Annotated in this window: 15 protein-coding genes; 14 read left to right on the forward strand and 1 reads right to left on the reverse strand. The window is 65.5% G+C overall.

Features of this window, described 5'->3' with window-relative positions:
• The first annotated feature begins 13 nt into the window (after positions 1-13).
• Together GH815_RS13770 and GH815_RS13775 are read left to right on the forward strand one after the other, a co-directional pair.
• Entirely contained in the window at positions 14-1,396 is a 1,383-nt protein-coding gene (locus GH815_RS13770) for a leucyl aminopeptidase family protein (protein WP_153749353.1), read from the forward strand.
• Entirely contained in the window at positions 1,393-2,223 is an 831-nt protein-coding gene (locus tag GH815_RS13775; RefSeq protein ID WP_343030878.1) for a C40 family peptidase, read from the forward strand. The genes GH815_RS13770 and GH815_RS13775 overlap by 4 nt, the downstream gene beginning before the upstream one ends.
• Here GH815_RS13775 and GH815_RS13780 read toward each other — a convergent pair.
• Entirely contained in the window at positions 2,220-2,564 is a 345-nt protein-coding gene (locus GH815_RS13780; RefSeq protein WP_153749354.1) for a DUF2794 domain-containing protein, read from the reverse strand. The genes GH815_RS13775 and GH815_RS13780 overlap by 4 nt on opposite strands.
• A 343-nt stretch (positions 2,565-2,907) precedes the next feature.
• Here GH815_RS13780 and secE point away from each other — a divergent pair, with 343 nt between their 5' ends.
• From secE to fusA, 12 genes are all read left to right on the forward strand, one after another.
• Positions 2,908-3,099, forward strand: a complete 192-nt coding sequence (gene secE, locus GH815_RS13785; RefSeq protein ID WP_132697034.1) for a preprotein translocase subunit SecE — start codon at positions 2,908-2,910, stop codon at positions 3,097-3,099.
• 175 nt (positions 3,100-3,274) lie between these two features.
• Positions 3,275-3,808, forward strand: a complete 534-nt coding sequence (gene nusG, locus GH815_RS13790) for a transcription termination/antitermination protein NusG (RefSeq protein ID WP_153749355.1) — start codon at positions 3,275-3,277, stop codon at positions 3,806-3,808.
• Positions 3,809-3,912: 104 nt separating this feature from the next.
• A complete protein-coding gene (rplK, locus tag GH815_RS13795; protein WP_153749356.1) occupies positions 3,913-4,365 on the forward strand; it encodes a 50S ribosomal protein L11 in 453 nt (150 codons plus the stop codon).
• A 5-nt stretch (positions 4,366-4,370) separates the two neighbouring features.
• Positions 4,371-5,069 (forward strand): 50S ribosomal protein L1, encoded by a 699-nt coding sequence (rplA, locus tag GH815_RS13800; RefSeq protein WP_153749357.1) that lies wholly within the window; start codon positions 4,371-4,373, stop codon positions 5,067-5,069.
• 267 nt (positions 5,070-5,336) lie between these two features.
• Positions 5,337-5,855 carry a 50S ribosomal protein L10 gene (rplJ, locus tag GH815_RS13805; protein WP_343030880.1) on the forward strand — a complete coding sequence of 173 codons (519 nt, stop codon included), beginning with the start codon at positions 5,337-5,339 and terminating at the stop codon, positions 5,853-5,855.
• Between the two features lie 73 nt (positions 5,856-5,928).
• Positions 5,929-6,309 (forward strand): 50S ribosomal protein L7/L12, encoded by a 381-nt coding sequence (rplL, locus tag GH815_RS13810; protein ID WP_153749358.1) that lies wholly within the window; start codon positions 5,929-5,931, stop codon positions 6,307-6,309.
• A gap of 251 nt (positions 6,310-6,560) precedes the next feature.
• Positions 6,561-10,697, forward strand: coding sequence for a DNA-directed RNA polymerase subunit beta (rpoB, locus tag GH815_RS13815; protein WP_153749359.1), 4,137 nt, complete (start codon positions 6,561-6,563; stop codon positions 10,695-10,697).
• A gap of 104 nt (positions 10,698-10,801) precedes the next feature.
• Complete coding sequence (gene rpoC, locus GH815_RS13820) at positions 10,802-15,046, forward strand: DNA-directed RNA polymerase subunit beta' (protein ID WP_153749360.1); 4,245 nt, start codon at positions 10,802-10,804, stop codon at positions 15,044-15,046.
• A gap of 334 nt (positions 15,047-15,380) precedes the next feature.
• Positions 15,381-16,277 (forward strand): DMT family transporter, encoded by an 897-nt coding sequence (locus GH815_RS13825; RefSeq protein WP_153749361.1) that lies wholly within the window; start codon positions 15,381-15,383, stop codon positions 16,275-16,277.
• Positions 16,278-16,526: 249 nt separating this feature from the next.
• Positions 16,527-16,898 carry a 30S ribosomal protein S12 gene (gene rpsL / locus GH815_RS13830; protein ID WP_132546720.1) on the forward strand — a complete coding sequence of 124 codons (372 nt, stop codon included), beginning with the start codon at positions 16,527-16,529 and terminating at the stop codon, positions 16,896-16,898.
• A 12-nt stretch (positions 16,899-16,910) separates the two neighbouring features.
• Positions 16,911-17,381, forward strand: a complete 471-nt coding sequence (gene rpsG / locus GH815_RS13835) for a 30S ribosomal protein S7 (protein WP_153749362.1) — start codon at positions 16,911-16,913, stop codon at positions 17,379-17,381.
• A 24-nt stretch (positions 17,382-17,405) separates the two neighbouring features.
• Positions 17,406-19,529, forward strand: coding sequence for an elongation factor G (gene fusA / locus GH815_RS13840; RefSeq protein WP_153749363.1), 2,124 nt, complete (start codon positions 17,406-17,408; stop codon positions 19,527-19,529).
• The last annotated feature ends 158 nt before the right edge of the window (positions 19,530-19,687 follow it).

The raw sequence follows: 19,687 nt of genomic DNA on the forward strand, positions 1-19,687 counted from the left end.
GGACGCCCCGCCCATGCCGCCCCGTTTCGCCGCGCCCGATGCGCCCTCGCTGCCGCTGCATGTCGTCGATGAGGCCGCGCTGGCCGACTGGCGTGCGGCCCTTCCCCCGGCCCAGGCCGCCTGGCTGACCGCCACGGGCTTTGCCGCCGGTCTGGGCGAGGTTGCGCTGTTGCCGGGGTCCGAGGGAAGCATCGCGGGTGCGGTGGCGGGCCATGGCAACCCCGACAAACGCGCGCGCGGGCGGTTCCATCTGGCCGCTGCCGCCGCCCGTCTGCCCGAAGGGGTCTGGCATCTCGACACTGCCCTTGCGGGCGCCGATCTGGCGACCGAGGCGCTTGGCCTGCTGCTGGCTGCCTATCGCTTTGACCGCTATCGCAGCCAGCCCCCGTTGAAAGCGCAGTTCAAGGCCCCCCCCGGCATCGACGCGCCTAGGGTCGAGGCGCTGGCCGAGGCCGAATGGCTGACCCGCGACCTGATCAATACCCCCGCCTCGGATATGGGCCCCGAGGCGCTGGAGGATGCGCTGTTCGCGCTGGCCGCCCGGCATGGCGCGACCGTTTCGGCCATCCGGGGCGACGACCTGATCGCGCGGAATTTCCCCCTGATCCATGCCGTTGGCCGCGCCGGGCCGCAGGCGCCGCGGCTTCTGGACCTGCGATGGGGCGATGCGGGGCCGGCCCTGACGCTGGTCGGCAAGGGGGTCTGTTTCGACACGGGCGGGCTGAACCTGAAACCGGGCGAGTCCATGAGCCTGATGAAGAAGGACATGGGCGGGGCCGCGACCGCGATGGGGCTGGCGCAGGCGATCATGGCCCTGGGCCTGCCCCTGCGGCTGCGCCTGCTGATCCCGGCGGTGGAAAACTCTGTCTCTGCCAATGCCTTCCGCCCGCAGGATATCCTGAGGGCGCGCAACGGGCTGAGCATCGAGATCAACAACACCGATGCCGAGGGGCGGCTGGTGCTGGCCGATGCGCTGGCGCTGGCCTGCGAGGAAGAGACCGACCTGCTGATCTCGATGGCCACCCTGACCGGGGCGGCGCGCGTCGCCGTCGGCCCCGATATCGCGCCCTTCTTTACCGGCGACGAGGCGCTGGCCGCAGCCCTGGCCGCCGCCGGGGCAGAGGGCGCCGATCCGGTCTGGCGCCTGCCCTTCCACGCGCCCTACGAGGCCATGATCGAGCCCGGCATCGCCGATCTCGACAACGCGCCGAAGGGCGGTTTTGCCGGGTCGATCACCGCCGCGCTGTTCCTGCGCCGCTTTGCCGGGGCTGCGCGCTACGCCCATTTCGACATCTATGGCTGGCAACCCGCCGATGCGCCCGCCCGGCCCAAGGGCGGGCTGGGGCAGGGCGCGCGCGCGATCCTGGGCGCGCTGCCGCAGGTGCTGGGGCTGTGAGCGACCGGCGAGAGACGCCCGCCAACGCCCGCGTCGCGGCGCTGCACCTGCAAGGCCGGGGCGCGGCCGAGCGCTTCGTTGCCGCCACCCGCCACCGCGTCATCCGCCCGCTGACGGATCTGCTGCGCGCGCCCGGCGGCCCGCGGGAGCGTCAGCTTGTCCATGGCGAGGCGTTCGAGGTTCTGGAAACGCACGAAGGCCATGCCTTCGGCTGGGCCGCGCGTGACGGTTATGTGGGCTATATCGCGGCCACGGCGCTGTCGGGCAGGCTGCCCGAGCCCAGCCATGCCGTCGCCGCCCCCGCCACCCATGCCTATCCCGCCCCCGACCTGAAATGCCCCGAGATCTGCGGCCTGTCCTTCGGCACGCAGGTGCGCGTCACGTCCGAGACCGGTGGTTTTTGTCAGACCGCAGAAGGCTGGTTCCTGCCCAGACCGCATCTGCGCCCGCTCGATGCGCCCTTTGCCGATCCGGTCGCTGTGGCAGAGCTGTTTCTCGGGGTGCCCTATCTGTGGGGCGGCAATTCGATCCGGGGCATCGACTGTTCGGGGCTGATACAGACCGCCTTTCTCGCCTGCGGCCGGGCCTGTCCCGGCGACAGCGACCAGCAGGAACGTGCGCTGGGCGGGGTGCTGCCGCCGGACAGCGCGTATCGGCGCAATGATCTGATCTTCTGGACGGGCCATGTCGCGCTGGTCGCCGACCCTCTGACGCTGATCCACGCCAATGCCCATTCCATGTCCGTGGCCCGTGAACCCATCGCCGACGCGCTGGCCCGGATCGCGGCGACGGGCGGCGGTGCCCCCACCGCGCACCTGCGGCCCTAATCGACGGGGCGGATCAGCGCCTTTTCCAGAACGCGTAGCACGGTTTTCAGATCATGCCCGCGCTTCAGCACCCGCCCGTCCATCGCGATCACCGCATAAATCCCCTGCCGGGCGCGCAGGCGCGGGCGTTTCTCGATGCGGTAAAGCGGATGCTCGGCGGTGCGGCGAAAGACTGAAAAGACCGCCGCCTCGCGCAGCGACGAGATCGCATAATCGCGCCACTCCCCTGCGGCGACCATCCGGCCGTAAAGCGCAAGGATCACCCCAAGCTCCGCTCGGTCAAAGGCGACCTGCTCGGGTGGGCTGGCCCGGACGAACGGGGGCGGCGTCACGAGGTTCATGGGTCAAGCGTGCCGCCCCTAGGCCCGCAAATCAAGCCCCGCCCGGATCATGCCGCGAAATTACCTTGCGATCACCCCGGACGCTCCGCGATCCTGCCCGGAATCGGGGGGATATTGGCCTCATAGCGAAGACGCTACCCCGGTGCCGCGGATCAATAGCCCCCACCCAGCCTGCGGCATCGGGGACCTTTGCTTTCCCCCCTCGACACGTCGGATCACAAGCGGCATCGCCGCACGGACGATCAGTGCCGGGCGCGGCCCGTCCGGCCTCCGGCCTTGCAATCCCGGCGCCGAGCGCGTATCTCGGGGCCCAATCGATACGAGAAACGGGATCGTCCCGGCCATGGCCAATCCGCTTCAGTTCATCCAGCAGACCCGGTCCGAGGTCTCGAAGGTCGTCTGGCCGACTCGCCGCGAGGTGGGACTGAGCACCGTCATGGTGCTGATCATGGCTACGCTGACGGCCATCTTCTTCTTTTTCGTGGACTGGATGATCCGCTCGGGGCTTCAGCTGATCCTGGGCTTTTTCGGCTAGGCTGGTCGGTTTTCCGGCAGCCGGGCTTGAAACGGGGGGGGCTCCCCTGTAAGGCGAACGCTGATCTGGACTCCGGCGTGCATCGATTCGGGTTGCGCGCTGTTTTTTGTTCCGGAAAGCGCTGGTCGCAACAAGAATTCGGCCCAGGGCCGGTGGACGCGAGGTAACGGGCAAGATGGCGAAGCGTTGGTATTCGGTGTGCGTGCTCTCGAATTTCGAGAAGAAGGTCGCCGAACAGATCAGGCAAGCCGTCGCAGATGCCGGTCTCGAGAGCGAGATCGAGGAAGTTCTGGTGCCCACCGAGGAAGTGATCGAGATCCGGCGCGGCAAGAAGGTCACGAGCGAGCGGCGCTTCATGCCCGGCTATGTGCTGGTGCGCATGGACATGACCGACCGCGGCTATCACCTGATCAGCCAGATCAACCGCGTCACGGGATTCCTTGGCCCCCAGGGCAAGCCGATGCCGATGCGCGACGAGGAGGTGAACCAGATCCTCAACCGCGTCGAGGAAGGCGAGGCGCAGCCGCGTTCGCTGATCACCTATGAGATCGGCGAGAATGTCAGCGTGACCGACGGCCCGTTCGAAGGCTTCTCGGGCATGGTCGAGGAAGTGGATGACGACAACCAGCGCCTGAAGGTGACGGTGTCGATCTTTGGCCGGGCAACCCCGGTCGAACTGGAATTCACGCAGGTCTCCAAGGGGATGTGACGTGATCGCGTGGGAGGTACGCGGGCGCGCCCGCAGGCCGGACCACTAAACCGATGCGCCGCCCTCGCGTGGGTCCGGCGCGGTGAGAAGAAGGAGAGGGCCTTATGGCCAAGAAGGTAATCGGCAAGCTGAAGTTGCAGGTCAAGGCTGGCCAGGCGACCCCGAGCCCGCCCGTTGGTCCCGCGCTGGGTCAGCGCGGCATCAACATCATGGAATTCTGCAAGCAGTTCAACGCCAAGACCCAGGATCTGGAGCCCGGTGCCCCCTGTCCGACGGTCATCACCTACTACCAGGACAAGTCCTTCGCGATGGAGATCAAGACGCCGCCGGCGTCCTTCCTCCTGAAGAAGGCGGCGGGCCTGAAGCCAGTGGGCAAGCGCAACCGTGCCAAGGGTGCGGAAAAGCCCGGCCGTGACGTTGCGGGCACCGTGACCGTCGCGCAGGTGCGCGAGATCGCCGAGACGAAGATGAAGGATCTGAACGCCAACGACATCGAGGGCGCAATGCAGATCATCCTGGGGTCGGCCCGTTCGATGGGCATCGAGGTGAAGGGGTAAGCGCGATGGCCAAGCATGGAAAACGTGTGCGCGCCGCGCGCGCTGCCGTCGTCGGCAAGGACAACCTGAGCGTCGAGGACGCAGTTGCCCTGATCAAGGCCAACGCGAACGCCAAGTTCGATGAAACGGTCGAGATCGCGCTGAACCTGGGCGTCGACCCCCGGCATGCCGACCAGATGGTGCGTGGCGTCGTGACGCTGCCGAACGGCACCGGCAAGGACGTGCGCGTTGCGGTCTTTGCCCGCGGTCCCAAGGCAGACGAGGCCCGGGCGGCCGGGGCAGAGGTAGTCGGCGCCGAGGATCTGATGGAGACGATCCAGGGCGGCAAGATCGAGTTCGATCGCTGCATCGCCACGCCGGACATGATGCCGATCGTTGGCCGGCTGGGGAAAATCCTTGGCCCGCGCAACCTGATGCCGAACCCCAAGGTGGGCACGGTGACGATGGATGTGGCCGAGGCGGTCAAGAATGCCAAGGGCGGCGAGGTGCAGTTCCGCGCCGAGAAGGCGGGCGTCGTGCATGCCGGTATCGGCAAGGCGTCCTTCGATGCCGAGAAACTGGCCGAGAACGTGCGTGCCTTCGTCGGTGCGGTGACCCGGGCCAAGCCCACGGGCGCCAAGGGCACCTACATGAAGAAGGTGTCGCTGAGCTCGACCATGGGGCCGGGCGTCACGGTTGACGTCGGTTCCGCAACCGGTAATTGATAGAGGATAGGTTAACGCCTATCTTCACGCGAATTTTCGGGCCTCGTGCCCGGGAATGGCGGGGCGGCAACGCCCCGTCCTGTCCGAGACGGAGGGTGCGGCCCGAACGGGGCGCTTAATGTCCTTCCCGAGATGGGGAAACGAGACAGATTTCCGCGAAGGTCTTTCCTTCGGGCGATCATGGCCTCGGGACCTCACGGACCCGAACGCCGGGCTTCGGCCCGGCAGACCTGAGCCGGGGGGCAACCCCCAAACTGGAGTGAAACTGTGGATAGAGCCCAGAAAGAGAAAGTGGTCGAGGAACTCGGCCAGATCTTCGAGAGCTCTGGCGTCGTGGTGGTTGCGCACTACGCGGGTCTCACGGTTGCCGAGATGCAGGACCTTCGCGCACGCATGCGTGCGGCGGGCGGGTCCGTACGCGTCGCCAAGAACAGGCTCGCCAAGATCGCCCTGGAAGGAAAGCCTTGCGCCAGCATCGCCAGCCTTCTGACGGGCATGACCGTGCTCACCTATTCCGAAGACCCCGTGGCAGCAGCCAAGGTCGCGGAAGCCTTTGCCAAGGACAACTCGAAATTCGAGATCCTCGGCGGGGCGATGGGAGAGACGGCCCTGGACCGGGCCGGTGTCAAGGCAGTGTCCGACATGCCGTCGCGCGAGGAGCTTATCGCCTCGATCGCGGCCTGCATCGGCGCACCTGCCAGCAACATCGCCGGTGCCATTGGCGCGCCCGCTTCCAATATCGCAAGCATCCTCTCGACCATCGAGGAGCGTGCGGAAGCCGCTTGAGCAACTTCGTGATCCCGCGTGAGGCAAGACCGCTTCGCGTTGGAACATACCATGTGAAAGAACGGAACAGAAAATGGCTGATCTGAAAAAACTCGCCGAAGAGATCGTGAACCTCACGCTTCTTCAGGCCCAGGAACTGAAAACCATCCTCAAGGATGAGTATGGCATCGAGCCCGCTGCTGGCGGCGCGATCATGATGGCCGGCCCCGCCGCCGGTGGCGACGCTGCCGCCGTCGAGGAACAGACCGAGTTCGACGTGATCCTGAAGAACGCCGGCGCCAACAAGATCAACGTGATCAAGGAAGTGCGCGCGATCACCGGTCTGGGCCTGAAGGAAGCCAAGGATCTGGTCGAGGCCGGTGGCAAGGCCGTCAAGGAGCAGGTCTCCAAGGCCGAAGCCGAAGACATCAAGGGCAAGCTCGAAGCGGCTGGCGCCGAAGTCGAGCTCAAGTGATCCGGGCGCGGGCGTCCTGCCCGCGATCCTGCGAAAAAGGCTGGGCCCGGGGTGCAACCCGGGCCCGGCCGAACCTGTCTTGAAAAGGGCTTGCAACGCCCAAGCCCTTTTCAAGGTGCGGTTCGAGGTTCGGGAGCGGCCGGTGGGACGGCCCGCAGGAATGGAACCTCTCCCCCTGTTTCGTGAGCGGCGCGCGGCCGTGGCCCGACGGCATCGCGCAGACGCGACAGACGAAAGGTGAGACCACGGACATGGCGCAGAGCTACGTTGGCCAGAAACGACTCCGCAAATATTATGGCAAGATCCGCGAAGTGCTGGAGATGCCGAACCTCATCGAGGTGCAGAAAGCCTCGTATGACCTGTTCCTGAACTCGGGCGATGGCCCGGCCCCCGCCGATGGCGATGGCATTCAGGGTGTGTTCCAGTCGGTCTTTCCGATCAAGGATTTCAACGAGACCTCGGTGCTGGAGTTCGTGAAATACGAGCTTGAGAAGCCGAAATGCGATGTCGACGAATGCATGCAACGCGACATGACCTATGCGGCGCCGCTCAAGGTGACGCTGCGGCTGATCGTGTTCGATATCGACGACGATACCGGCGCCAAGTCGGTCAAGGACATCAAGGAGCAGGACGTGTTCATGGGCGACATGCCGCTCATGACGCCGAACGGCACCTTCATCGTCAACGGCACCGAACGGGTGATCGTTTCCCAGATGCACCGCTCGCCGGGCGTCTTCTTCGACCATGACAAGGGCAAGACGCACAGCTCGGGCAAGCTGCTGTTTGCCTGCCGGATCATCCCCTATCGCGGGTCGTGGCTGGATTTCGAGTTCGACGCCAAGGACATCGTGTTCGCGCGCATCGACCGGCGCCGCAAGCTGCCGGTGACGACGCTGCTTTACGCGCTGGGGCTCGACCAGGAAGGCATCATGGATGCCTATTACGAAACGGTCGATTTCAAGCTCGAGAAGAACCGGGGCTGGGTCACCCGCTTCTTCCCCGAGCGTGTGCGCGGTACCCGGCCGGGCTATGATCTGGTCGATGCCGACACCGGCGAGGTGATCTGCAAGGCGGGTGACAAGGTCACGCCGCGGCAGGTCAAGAAGCTGATCGAAGAGGGCAAGGTCACCGAGCTTCTGGTGCCGTTCGATCACATCGTCGGCCGCTATGTCGCCAAGGACATCATCAACGAGGAAACCGGCGCGATCTATGTCGAGGCCGGGGACGAGCTGACCTGGGATCTCGACCGCGATGGCGAGGTGTCGGGCGGCACGCTCAAGGCGCTGCTGGATGCGGGCATCACCGAGATTCCGGTGCTCGACATCGACAACATCAATGTCGGCCCCTACATCCGCAACACCATGGCCGCGGACAAGAACATGGGCCGCGATACCGCGCTCATGGACATCTACCGCGTCATGCGCCCGGGCGAGCCCCCCACCGTCGAGGCCGCCACCATCCTGTTCGACACGCTGTTCTTCGATGCCGAACGCTATGACCTGTCCGCGGTGGGCCGGGTCAAGATGAACATGCGTCTTGATCTGGACGCGCCCGACACCCAGCGCACGCTGCGCCGCGAAGACATCATCGCCTGCATCAAGGCGCTGGTGGAACTGCGCGACGGCAAGGGCGAGATCGACGATATCGACCATCTGGGCAACCGCCGGGTGCGCTCGGTCGGCGAACTGATGGAGAACCAGTATCGCGTGGGCCTTCTGCGGATGGAGCGCGCGATCAAGGAACGCATGTCCTCGGTCGAGATCGACACGGTGATGCCGCAGGATCTGATCAACGCGAAACCGGCCGCGGCGGCCGTGCGCGAGTTCTTCGGCTCCAGCCAGCTTTCGCAGTTCATGGACCAGACCAACCCGCTGTCGGAAGTCACGCACAAGCGGCGCCTGTCGGCGCTTGGCCCGGGCGGTCTGACCCGGGAACGCGCGGGCTTCGAGGTGCGCGACGTGCACCCGACCCATTACGGCCGGATGTGCCCGATCGAGACGCCGGAAGGCCCGAATATCGGCCTAATCAACTCGCTCGCGACATTCGCTCGGGTGAACAAGTACGGCTTCATCGAGACGCCGTATCGCCGCGTCAATGACGGACAGGTGACCGACGAGGTCCAGTACATGTCCGCCACCGAGGAGATGCGCCACACCGTCGCCCAGGCGAACGCGAATCTCGACGAGCAGGGCCGGTTCGTCAACGATCTGGTGAACACCCGCCAGTCGGGCGAATACACCATGGCGCCGCGCGAAAGCGTCGATCTGATCGACGTGTCGCCGAAACAGCTTGTCTCGGTCGCGGCCTCGCTGATCCCGTTCCTTGAAAACGACGACGCCAACCGCGCGCTGATGGGCTCGAACATGCAGCGCCAGGCGCTGCCGCTTCTGACCGCCGAGGCGCCCTTTGTCGGCACCGGCATCGAGTCCAAGGTGGCCATCGATTCCGGCGCGGCGATCCAGGCCCGCCGCGCGGGCATCATCGACCAGGTCGATGCGCAACGGATCGTCGTGCGCGCCACCGAGGATCTGGAACTGGGCGATGCCGGTGTCGACATCTACCGGCTGCGCAAGTTCCAGCGTTCGAACCAGAACAGCTGCATCAACCAGCGCCCGCTGGTCAAGGTGGGCGATGTCGTGGCCAAGGGCGAGGTGATCGCCGACGGCCCCTCGACCGACATGGGCGAACTGGCGCTGGGCAAGAACGTGATCGTCGCGTTCATGCCGTGGAACGGCTACAACTACGAGGACTCGATCCTGATCTCGGAACGCATCGCGCGCGATGACGTGTTCACCTCGATCCATATCGAGGAATTCGAGGTCGCGGCCCGCGATACCAAGCTCGGGCCCGAGGAGATCACCCGCGACATCCCGAACGTGGGCGAGGAGGCGCTGCGCAACCTCGACGAGGCGGGCATCGTCTATATCGGCGCCGAGGTCGGCCCGGGCGACATCCTTGTGGGCAAGATCACGCCCAAGGGCGAAAGCCCGATGACGCCCGAGGAAAAACTGCTGCGCGCGATCTTCGGCGAAAAGGCGTCCGACGTGCGCGACACCTCGCTGCGGCTGCCGCCGGGCGATTACGGCACCGTGGTCGAGGTGCGCGTGTTCAACCGCCACGGCGTCGACAAGGACGAGCGCGCGCTTCAGATCGAGCGCGAAGAGGTCGAGCGGCTTGCCCGCGACCGTGACGACGAGCTGGCGATCCTCGAACGCAACATCTACGCGCGGCTCAAGTCGATGATCCTCGGCAAGGTGGCGGTCAAGGGGCCGAAGGGCGTCGCGGCCAACACGCCGATCACCGAGGATCTGCTGGGCACGCTGTCGCGTGGGCAATGGTGGCAACTGGCGCTTGAGGGCGAGCAGGACGCCGCCCAGGTCGAGGCGCTGAACGCCCAGTTCGAGGCGCAGCGCCGCGCGCTGGATCACCGCTTCGAGGACAAGGTGGAAAAGGTGCGCCGCGGCGACGACCTGCCCCCCGGCGTGATGAAGATGGTCAAGGTCTTCATCGCGGTGAAGCGCAAGTTGCAGCCCGGCGACAAGATGGCGGGCCGTCACGGCAACAAGGGCGTGGTCTCCAAGGTGGTGCCGATGGAGGACATGCCGTTCCTTGGCGACGGCACGCCGGTCGATCTGGTGCTGAACCCGCTGGGCGTGCCCTCGCGGATGAATGTGGGCCAGATCCTCGAAACCCATATGGGTTGGGCCGCGCGCGGGCTGGGGCTGAAGATCGACGATGCGCTGGGCGAATACCGCCGCTCGGGCGATCTGACCCCGGTGCGCGAGGCGATGCGGCTGGCCTATGGCGAGGACGTCTACGAGGAGGCGATCCGCGACATGGACGAGGGCGCGCTGGTCGAGGCCGCCTCGACCGTCACCCGTGGCGTGCCGATCGCGACGCCGGTCTTCGACGGCGCGAAAGAGGCCGATGTCAACGACGCGCTCTGCCGCGCGGGCTTTGACACCTCGGGCCAGTCGGTACTGTTCGACGGCCGCAGTGGCGAGCGGTTTGCGCGTCCGGTGACCGTGGGGGTCAAGTATCTTCTGAAACTCCACCACCTTGTGGACGACAAGATCCACGCGCGCTCGACCGGGCCCTACAGCCTGGTTACCCAGCAGCCGCTGGGCGGCAAGGCCCAGTTCGGCGGCCAGCGCTTCGGCGAGATGGAGGTCTGGGCGCTGGAAGCCTATGGCGCGGCCTACACCCTTCAGGAAATGCTGACGGTGAAATCCGACGACGTGGCCGGCCGGACCAAGGTCTACGAGGCCATCGTCAAGGGCGAGGACAATTTCGAGGCCGGCGTGCCGGAATCCTTCAACGTTCTGGTGAAGGAAGTCCGCGGCCTCGGGCTGAACATGGAACTCCTGGATGCGGAGGGGGACGAGTAGGGGACACCCCGAATGGTGGTTTTCAGCCACCCTACGCCTGCGTCGTAGGGTGGGTGCCAACCCACCGCCCATCCTCCTTTCCGCCAGCCTTCAAGGATTGACCGATGAACCAGGAACTGACCACGAACCCCTTCAACCCGCTCGCCGCGCCCAAGCAGTTCGACGAGATCCGGGTGTCGCTCGCCTCGCCCGAACGGATCCTCAGCTGGTCCTATGGCGAGATCAAGAAGCCCGAGACGATCAACTACCGCACGTTCAAGCCGGAACGTGACGGCCTGTTCTGTGCCCGCATCTTCGGGCCGATCAAGGATTACGAATGCCTGTGCGGCAAGTACAAGCGCATGAAATATCGCGGCGTCGTCTGCGAGAAATGCGGCGTCGAGGTGACGCTGCAAAAGGTGCGCCGCGAACGCATGGGCCATATCGAACTGGCAGCACCCGTTGCGCATATCTGGTTCCTGAAATCGCTGCCCTCCCGCATCGGCCTGATGCTGGACATGACGCTGCGCGATCTGGAGCGGGTGCTTTACTTCGAGAACTATGTCGTGATCGAACCCGGTCTGACGGATCTGTCCTATGGCCAGATGCTGACCGAGGAAGATTATCTCGACGCGCAGGACCAGTACGGCGCTGACGCCTTCACCGCCGGGATCGGCGCCGAGGCGATCCGCGACATGCTGGCCCAGATCGACCTTGATGCCGAGGCCGAGCGGCTGCGCGAGGAGCTGAAGGAAGCTACCGGCGAACTCAAGCCCAAGAAGATCATCAAGCGGCTGAAGGTTGTCGAAAGCTTCCTTGAATCGGGCAACCGTCCGGAATGGATGGTGCTGACCGTGATCCCGGTCATCCCGCCCGAACTGCGCCCGCTGGTCCCGCTGGATGGCGGCCGGTTCGCCACCTCCGACCTCAACGACCTTTACCGCCGCGTCATCAACCGCAACAACCGTCTCAAACGGCTGATCGAGCTGCGCGCGCCCGACATCATCGTGCGCAACGAAAAGCGGATGCTGCAAGAGGCGGTGGACGCGCTCTTTGACAACGGCCGCCGCGGCCGGGTCATCACCGGCGCGAACAAGCGGCCGCTGAAATCGCTGTCGGACATGCTCAAGGGCAAGCAGGGCCGGTTCCGGCAGAACCTGCTGGGCAAGCGCGTCGACTTCTCGGGCCGGTCGGTCATCGTGACCGGGCCGGAACTCAAGCTGCACCAGTGCGGCCTGCCGAAGAAGATGGCGCTGGAGCTGTTCAAGCCCTTCATCTACTCGCGGCTCGAGGCCAAGGGGCTGTCCTCGACTGTCAAGCAGGCGAAGAAGCTGGTCGAGAAGGAGCGCCCCGAGGTCTGGGACATCCTTGACGAGGTGATCCGCGAACATCCGGTGCTGCTGAACCGCGCGCCGACGCTGCACCGTCTGGGCATCCAGGCATTCGAGCCGATCCTGATCGAGGGCAAGGCGATCCAGCTTCACCCGCTGGTCTGCTCGGCCTTCAACGCCGATTTCGACGGCGACCAGATGGCCGTTCACGTGCCCCTCTCGCTGGAAGCCCAGCTTGAAGCGCGCGTGCTGATGATGTCCACCAACAACGTGCTGTCGCCCGCCAACGGCGCGCCGATCATCGTGCCGTCGCAGGACATGGTGCTTGGCCTCTACTACATCTCGATGGAGCGGCAGGGCATGAAGGGCGAGGGCATGGCCTTTGCCGATGTCGACGAGGTGCAGCACGCGCTGGATGCGGGCGAGGTGCATCTGCATGCCCGCGTCACCGCGCGGATCAAGCAGATCGACGAGCATGGCAACGAGGTTCTGAAACGCTTCGAGACGACGCCCGGCCGGGTGCGTCTGGGCGCGCTTCTGCCGCTGAATGCCAAGGCCCCCTTCGAACTGGTCAACCGTCTTCTGCGCAAGAAGGAGGTGCAGACCGTCATCGACACCGTCTACCGCTATTGCGGCCAGAAGGAGTCGGTCATCTTCTGCGACCAGATCATGGGCCTCGGTTTCCGCGAGGCGTTCAAGGCGGGCATCTCCTTCGGCAAGGATGACATGGTCATCCCCGAGAAGAAATGGGAGATCGTCGAGGGCGTCCGCGATCAGGTCAAGGAATTCGAACAGCAATACATGGACGGCCTGATCACCCAGGGCGAGAAATACAACAAGGTTGTCGATGCCTGGTCGAAATGCTCGGACGAGGTGGCCGCCGCGATGATGGCGGAAATCTCTGCCGTGCGCCTGGACGATCAGGGTGCCGAGAAGGAACCGAACTCGGTCTACATGATGTCCCACTCGGGCGCCCGGGGTTCGCCGGCCCAGATGAAACAGCTGGGCGGCATGCGCGGGCTGATGGCCAAGCCGTCGGGCGAGATCATCGAGACGCCGATCATCTCGAACTTCAAGGAAGGTCTGACCGTTCTTGAATACTTCAACTCGACCCACGGCGCCCGCAAGGGTCTGGCCGATACCGCGCTGAAGACCGCGAACTCGGGCTACCTGACCCGGCGTCTGGTCGACGTGGCGCAGGACTGCATCGTGCGCCAGATCGACTGCGGCACCGACAAGGCGATCACCGCCGAGGCGGCGGTCAACGATGGCGAGGTCGTGGCCTCGCTGGCCGAGCGTCTGCTGGGCCGGGTTGCGGCCGATGATGTGCTGAAACCGGGCACCGACGAGGTGCTGGTCAGCCGCAACGAGCTGATCGACGAGCGCAAGGCCGACGCGATCGAGAAGGCCGGGGTGGCCGCGGTACGCATCCGCAGCCCGCTGACCTGCGAGTCCGAGGAAGGCGTCTGCGCCGCCTGCTACGGGCGCGACCTGGCCCGCGGCACGATGGTCAACGTGGGCGAAGCGGTGGGCATCATCGCCGCCCAGTCGATCGGCGAGCCGGGCACCCAGCTGACGATGCGGACCTTCCACATCGGCGGCATCGCCCAGGGCGGTCAGCAATCCTTCCAGGAAGCCAGCCAGGAGGGCCGGATCGAGTTCCGCAACCCGAACCTGCTGACCAATGCCGCGGGCGAACAGATCGTGATGGGCCGCAACATGCAGCTTGCGATCATCGACGAGAACGGCGTCGAGCGGGCCAGCCACAAGCTGGGCTACGGCACCAAGGTCTTCCTGGCCGAGGGGGCCGCGGTCAAGCGCGGCGACAAGCTGTTCGAATGGGATCCCTATACCCTGCCGATCATCGCCGAGAAGGCGGGTGTCGCCAAGTTCGTCGACCTCTATACCGGGATCTCGGTGCGCGACGTGACCGACGATGCGACGGGCATGACCCAGAAGATCGTGACCGACTGGCGCACCGCGCCCAAGGGCGGTGATCTCAAGCCCGAGATCTTCATCGTCGATCCCGAGACCGGCGAGCCGGTGCGCAACGACCAGGGCCATCCGGTGACCTACCCGATGTCGGTCGACGCGATCCTCTCGATCGAGGATGGCCAGGAGGTCAGGGCCGGCGACGTGGTGGCGCGCATCCCGCGCGAGGGCGCCAAGACCAAGGACATCACCGGGGGTCTGCCCCGCGTGGCGGAACTGTTCGAGGCACGCCGTCCCAAGGACCACGCCATCATCGCCGAGATCGACGGCTATGTGCGGTTCGGGCGCGACTACAAGAGCAAGCGCCGGATCACCATCGAACCCGCGGACAGCACGCTCGAGCCCGTGGAATACATGGTGCCCAAGGGCAAGCACATCCCCGTGCAGGAGGGCGATTTCGTCCAGCGCGGCGACTACATCATGGACGGCAATCCCGCGCCGCATGACATCCTGGCGATCATGGGGGTCGAGGCGCTGGCCGATTACATGATCGACGAGGTGCAGGAGGTCTACCGGCTGCAGGGCGTGAAGATCAACGACAAGCATATCGAGGTGATCGTCCGCCAGATGTTGCAGAAGTGGGAGATCCTCGATTCGGGTGACACCACGCTTCTGAAGGGCGAGCATGTCGACAAGGCCGAGTTCGATGCCGAGAACGACAAGGTCATGGCCAAGGGCGGGCGTGCCGCCGAGGGCCAGCCGATCCTGCTGGGCATTACCAAGGCGTCGCTGCAAACCCGGTCCTTCATCTCGGCCGCCTCGTTCCAGGAAACGACGCGGGTGCTGACCGAGGCCGCCGTCCAGGGCAAGCGCGACAAGCTGGTGGGGCTGAAGGAAAACGTCATCGTCGGCCGGCTGATCCCGGCAGGCACCGGCGGAGCCAGCCAGCGGGTGCGCCGCATCGCCTCGGAGCGCGACCAGAAGGTGATCGAGGCCCGCCGCGCCGAGGCCGAGGCCGCCGCGGTGCTGGTGGCGCCGATGGACGTGATGGAGCCCGACGAGGACGATTTCGGCCTGGTCGAGACCCCGGAAAGCCGCGAGGAATAAGCGGCTACCCTTCACGAGACGGAACGCCCCTGCCAGTGATGGCGGGGGCGTTTGCCGTTGGTGGGCGGTTGCCGTCCCTGCGGGTTTCGCCGCGCTTGCGCGCGGCGACCCGCGCGGGGAGCGCTGCCCCCCGCGACCCCCCGGGATATTTTTTGCCAGAAGAAGACCAGGGGTGTGTCTTCTGACGGGCAGAACCCCCGGGTGTGGTTGGCAGATGGGGAGAGATGCAATCTGCGCCTGCCCGAGCCGGGGGCGTCGCAGGTCCGGTCCGCTGTCCTTGGCCCGCCGCGCAAACGCTGCTTTTCCTTTCCGCCAGTCCTGATAAGTCGGCCTGATGGCACCCTTTTCCGACACCCTGCGCGGCGCGGCCCTGATGATGGCGGGCATGGCGGCCTTCACCTTCAACGATGCCTGCATGAAGGCGGTGTCGGACAGCGTGCCGTTCTTTCAGGCGGTGTTCCTGCGGGGCTGCCTGACGGTCGCGCTGCTGCTGGTGCTGTCGCGGGCGATGGGCGGGTTGCGGCTGCGGCTGCCTGCGCGCGACTGGCGGCTGATCGGGTTCAGGACGCTGGCCGAGATCGGGGCGGCCTATTTCTTCATCACCGCGCTGTTCCATGCGCCGCTGGCCAATGTGACGGCGATCATCCAGGCGATCCCGCTGGCCGTGACCATGGGGGGTGCGCTGTTCCTGGGCGAGCGGGTCGGTTGGCAGCGCTGGCTGGCGATCCTGATCGGCTTCGCGGGCGTCCTGCTGATCGTGCGGCCGGGGACGGAGGGGTTCACCATCCATTCGGTCCATGCGCTGATTTCGGTCGGCTTCGTCGCCGCGCGCGATCTTGTCACCCGGCAGCTCTCGCGCGGGGTGCCGTCGATGAGCGTGGCGGTTTCTGCCGCTGCCGGGGTGGCGCTGTTCGGGGGCATCGGCGCGGCGGCCCAAGGCGGTTGGACGCCGCTGCCGACGGTTGCGCTGGCGCAGCTTGCCGGGGCCTCGGTCTTCATCGTGGGGGGCTATCTGTTCTCGGTGATGGCCATGCGGGTGGGGGAGGTCGCGGTGATCGCGCCGTTCCGCTACACGGCGCTGTTATGGGCGCTGGCGCTCGGCATCCTGCTGTTCGACGAGCGGCCATCGGCGCTGACGCTGGCGGGGGCGGGCATCGTGGTGGCAACCGGCCTGTTCACCTTTTACCGCGAGCGCCGGCTGGCGCGGCGGGGTGCCGTGCAGCGGGGCTGAACCGGTCCCATCGCTGTTGACAACCCTTCCGACTCCCCCTATACGGCGCGAACTCGGGTCGGCGGCCCTGTCCGCCATGCCTGAAATCAGAACTGAAGTGGTCAAGATCCGGGCCTGACGCCCCGATCCTCTGGAATTCCACCGCGTCGTTCCCGGGCAGAAGGGAGCGAATGCGGCTTTCGCGTTTCGTGGACGCACGAGGCGCCGACGAAGACGAGATTTGAACGGGTTGCAACACGGGGAACCGGAATGCCGACAATCCAGCAGCTGATCCGCAAGCCGCGGCAGCCGAAAGTGAAACGCCAGAAGTCCCAGCACCTGCAGGGTTGCCCGCAGAAGCGGGGCGTCTGCACGCGCGTCTACACCACCACGCCGAAGAAGCCGAACTCGGCCATGCGGAAGGTTGCCAAGGTGCGCCTCACCAACGGCTTCGAGGTGATCAGCTACATCCCCGGCGAAAGCCACAACCTTCAGGAACACTCGGTCGTGCTGATCCGCGGCGGCCGGGTCAAGGACCTTCCGGGTGTCCGTTACCACATCCTGCGCGGTGTGCTGGATACCCAGGGCGTCAAAGACCGCAAGCAGCGCCGTTCGAAATACGGCGCCAAGCGTCCGAAGTAAGGAGAGACGTCGATGTCCCGCCGCCACGCTGCCGAGAAGCGCGAAGTCCTGCCCGATGCCAAGTATGGCGATCGGGTGCTCACGAAATTCATGAACAACCTGATGGTCGACGGCAAGAAATCGGTCGCCGAGCGCATCGTCTACAACGCGCTGGAGCGTGTCGAGGGCCGTCTGAAGCGTGCCCCGATCGAGGTCTTCCGCGAAGCGCTCGACAATGTGAAGCCCTCGGTCGAGGTGCGTTCGCGCCGGGTCGGCGGTGCCACCTATCAGGTTCCGGTCGAGGTCCGTGCCGAGCGCCGCGAAGCGCTGGCGATCCGCTGGCTGATCGACGCCAGCCGCAAGCGCAACGAGAACACCATGGAAGAGCGCCTGGCAGGCGAGTTGGTCGACGCGGTTCAATCGCGCGGCACCGCCGTCAAGAAGCGCGAAGACACCCACAAGATGGCCGACGCGAACAAGGCGTTCAGCCACTACCGCTGGTAACAGACAAGGCCGGGAACCGAACCAATGGCACGCGAATACCCCCTCGAGCGCTACCGAAACTTCGGTATCATGGCGCATATCGACGCCGGCAAGACCACCACGACCGAGCGGATCCTCTACTACACCGGCAAGTCCCACAAGATCGGCGAAGTCCATGACGGCGCCGCGACGATGGACTGGATGGAGCAGGAGCAGGAGCGGGGGATCACCATCACCTCGGCTGCGACCACGACCTTCTGGCAGCGCCAGGAGGATCCTGCGGCTGCGGCGGCGTCGGACGACAAGTTCCGGTTCAACATCATCGACACTCCCGGCCACGTCGATTTCACCATCGAGGTCGAGCGGTCGCTTGCCGTGCTCGACGGCGCGATCTGTCTGCTGGACGCCAATGCCGGCGTCGAGCCGCAGACCGAAACCGTCTGGCGTCAGGCCGACCGCTACAAGGTGCCGCGCATCGTGTTCGTCAACAAGATGGACAAGATCGGTGCCGACTTCTTCCGTTGCGTTGCCATGATCAAGGACCGCACCGGCGCGACGCCCGCGCCGATCGCGCTGCCGATCGGGGCCGAGGACCAGCTTGAGGGCATCGTTGATCTGGTCACGATGGAAGAATGGACCTGGAAGGGTGAGGATCTGGGCGCGTCCTGGACCCGGCAGCCGATCCGCGACGAGCTGAAGGATCTGGCCGACGAGTGGCGCGCCACGCTGATCGAGCTTGCCGTCGAGCAGGATGACGAGGCGATGGAAGCCTATCTCGAAGGCAACGAGCCCGACGTGGACACGCTGCGCAAGCTGATCCGCAAGGGCACGCTGGCGCTGGCCTTCGTGCCGGTGACTGCCGGTTCGTCGTTCAAGAACAAGGGTGTCCAGCCGCTGCTGAACGCGGTGATCGACTTCCTGCCGAGCCCGCTCGACGTGCCGGCCTATATGGGCTTTGCCCCGGGCGACGAGACCGAGACCCGCAACATCGCGCGCTCGGCCGAGGATTCGCAGCCCTTCGCCGCGCTGGCGTTCAAGATCATGAACGATCCCTTCGTGGGCTCGCTCACCTTCACGCGCATCTATTCCGGTCAGCTCAAGAAGGGCGACCAGATGATGAACTCGACCAAGGGCAAGCGCGAGCGGGTCGGGCGGATGATGATGATGCACGCCATCAACCGCGAGGAGATCGACGAAGCCTTTGCCGGTGACATCATCGCGCTTGCGGGCCTGAAGGAAACCACCACCGGCGACACGCTCTGCGATCCGGCCAAGGCGGTGGTTCTGGAAACCATGACCTTCCCGGAGCCGGTGATCGAGATCGCCGTCGAGCCGAAGACCAAGGCCGACCAGGAAAAGATGGCCCAGGCGCTGCAACGTCTGGCCGCCGAAGACCCGTCCTTCCGCGTCGAGACCGACATCGAGTCGGGCCAGACGATCATGAAGGGTATGGGCGAATTGCACCTCGATATCCTTGTCGACCGCATGAAGCGGGAATTCAAGGTCGAGGCCAATATCGGCGCGCCGCAGGTGGCCTATCGCGAAACCATCAGCCACAAGGCCGAGATCGACTATACCCACAAGAAGCAGACCGGCGGTTCGGGCCAGTTCGCGCGCATCAAGCTCGAGATCGAGCCGACCGCGCCGGGCGAAGGCTACAGCTTCGAAAGCAAGATCGTGGGTGGCGCGGTGCCGAAGGAATACATCCCCGGCGTCGAGAAGGGCATCCAGTCGGTGATGGACAGCGGTCCGCTGGCGGGCTTCCCGGTGATCGACTTCAAGGTGGCGCTGGTGGACGGCGCCTATCACGATGTCGACTCCTCGGTCCTCGCCTTCGAGATCGCGGCCCGCGCCGCGATGCGCGATGGCCTCAAGAAGGCCGGCGCCAAGCTGCTCGAACCGATCATGAAGGTCGAGGTGGTGACACCCGAGGAATACACCGGGGGCATCATCGGCGACCTGACCAGCCGGCGCGGCCAGGTGCAGGGGCAGGACAGCCGCGGCAACGCGAATGTCATCAACGCCTTCGTGCCGCTCGCCAACATGTTCGGCTACATCAACAACCTGCGCTCGATGTCCTCGGGCCGCGCGCAGTTCACGATGCAGTTCGACCATTACGAGCCGGTGCCGCAGAACATCAGTGACGAGATCCAGGCGAAATACGCCTGACGCCCGGTGGGTATCACCCACCCTACACATAACCCGTAGGGTGGGTGCCAACCCACCGCCGGACCAGATAGCAGGAGGCCCCCATGGGTAAGGCAAAGTTCGAACGTACGAAACCGCATGTGAACATCGGGACGATTGGTCACGTTGACCACGGCAAG

The sequence above is a fragment of the Rhodovulum strictum genome (genome assembly GCF_009649175.1).
GTDB classification, from domain to species: Bacteria; Pseudomonadota; Alphaproteobacteria; order Rhodobacterales; family Rhodobacteraceae; genus Rhodovulum; species Rhodovulum strictum.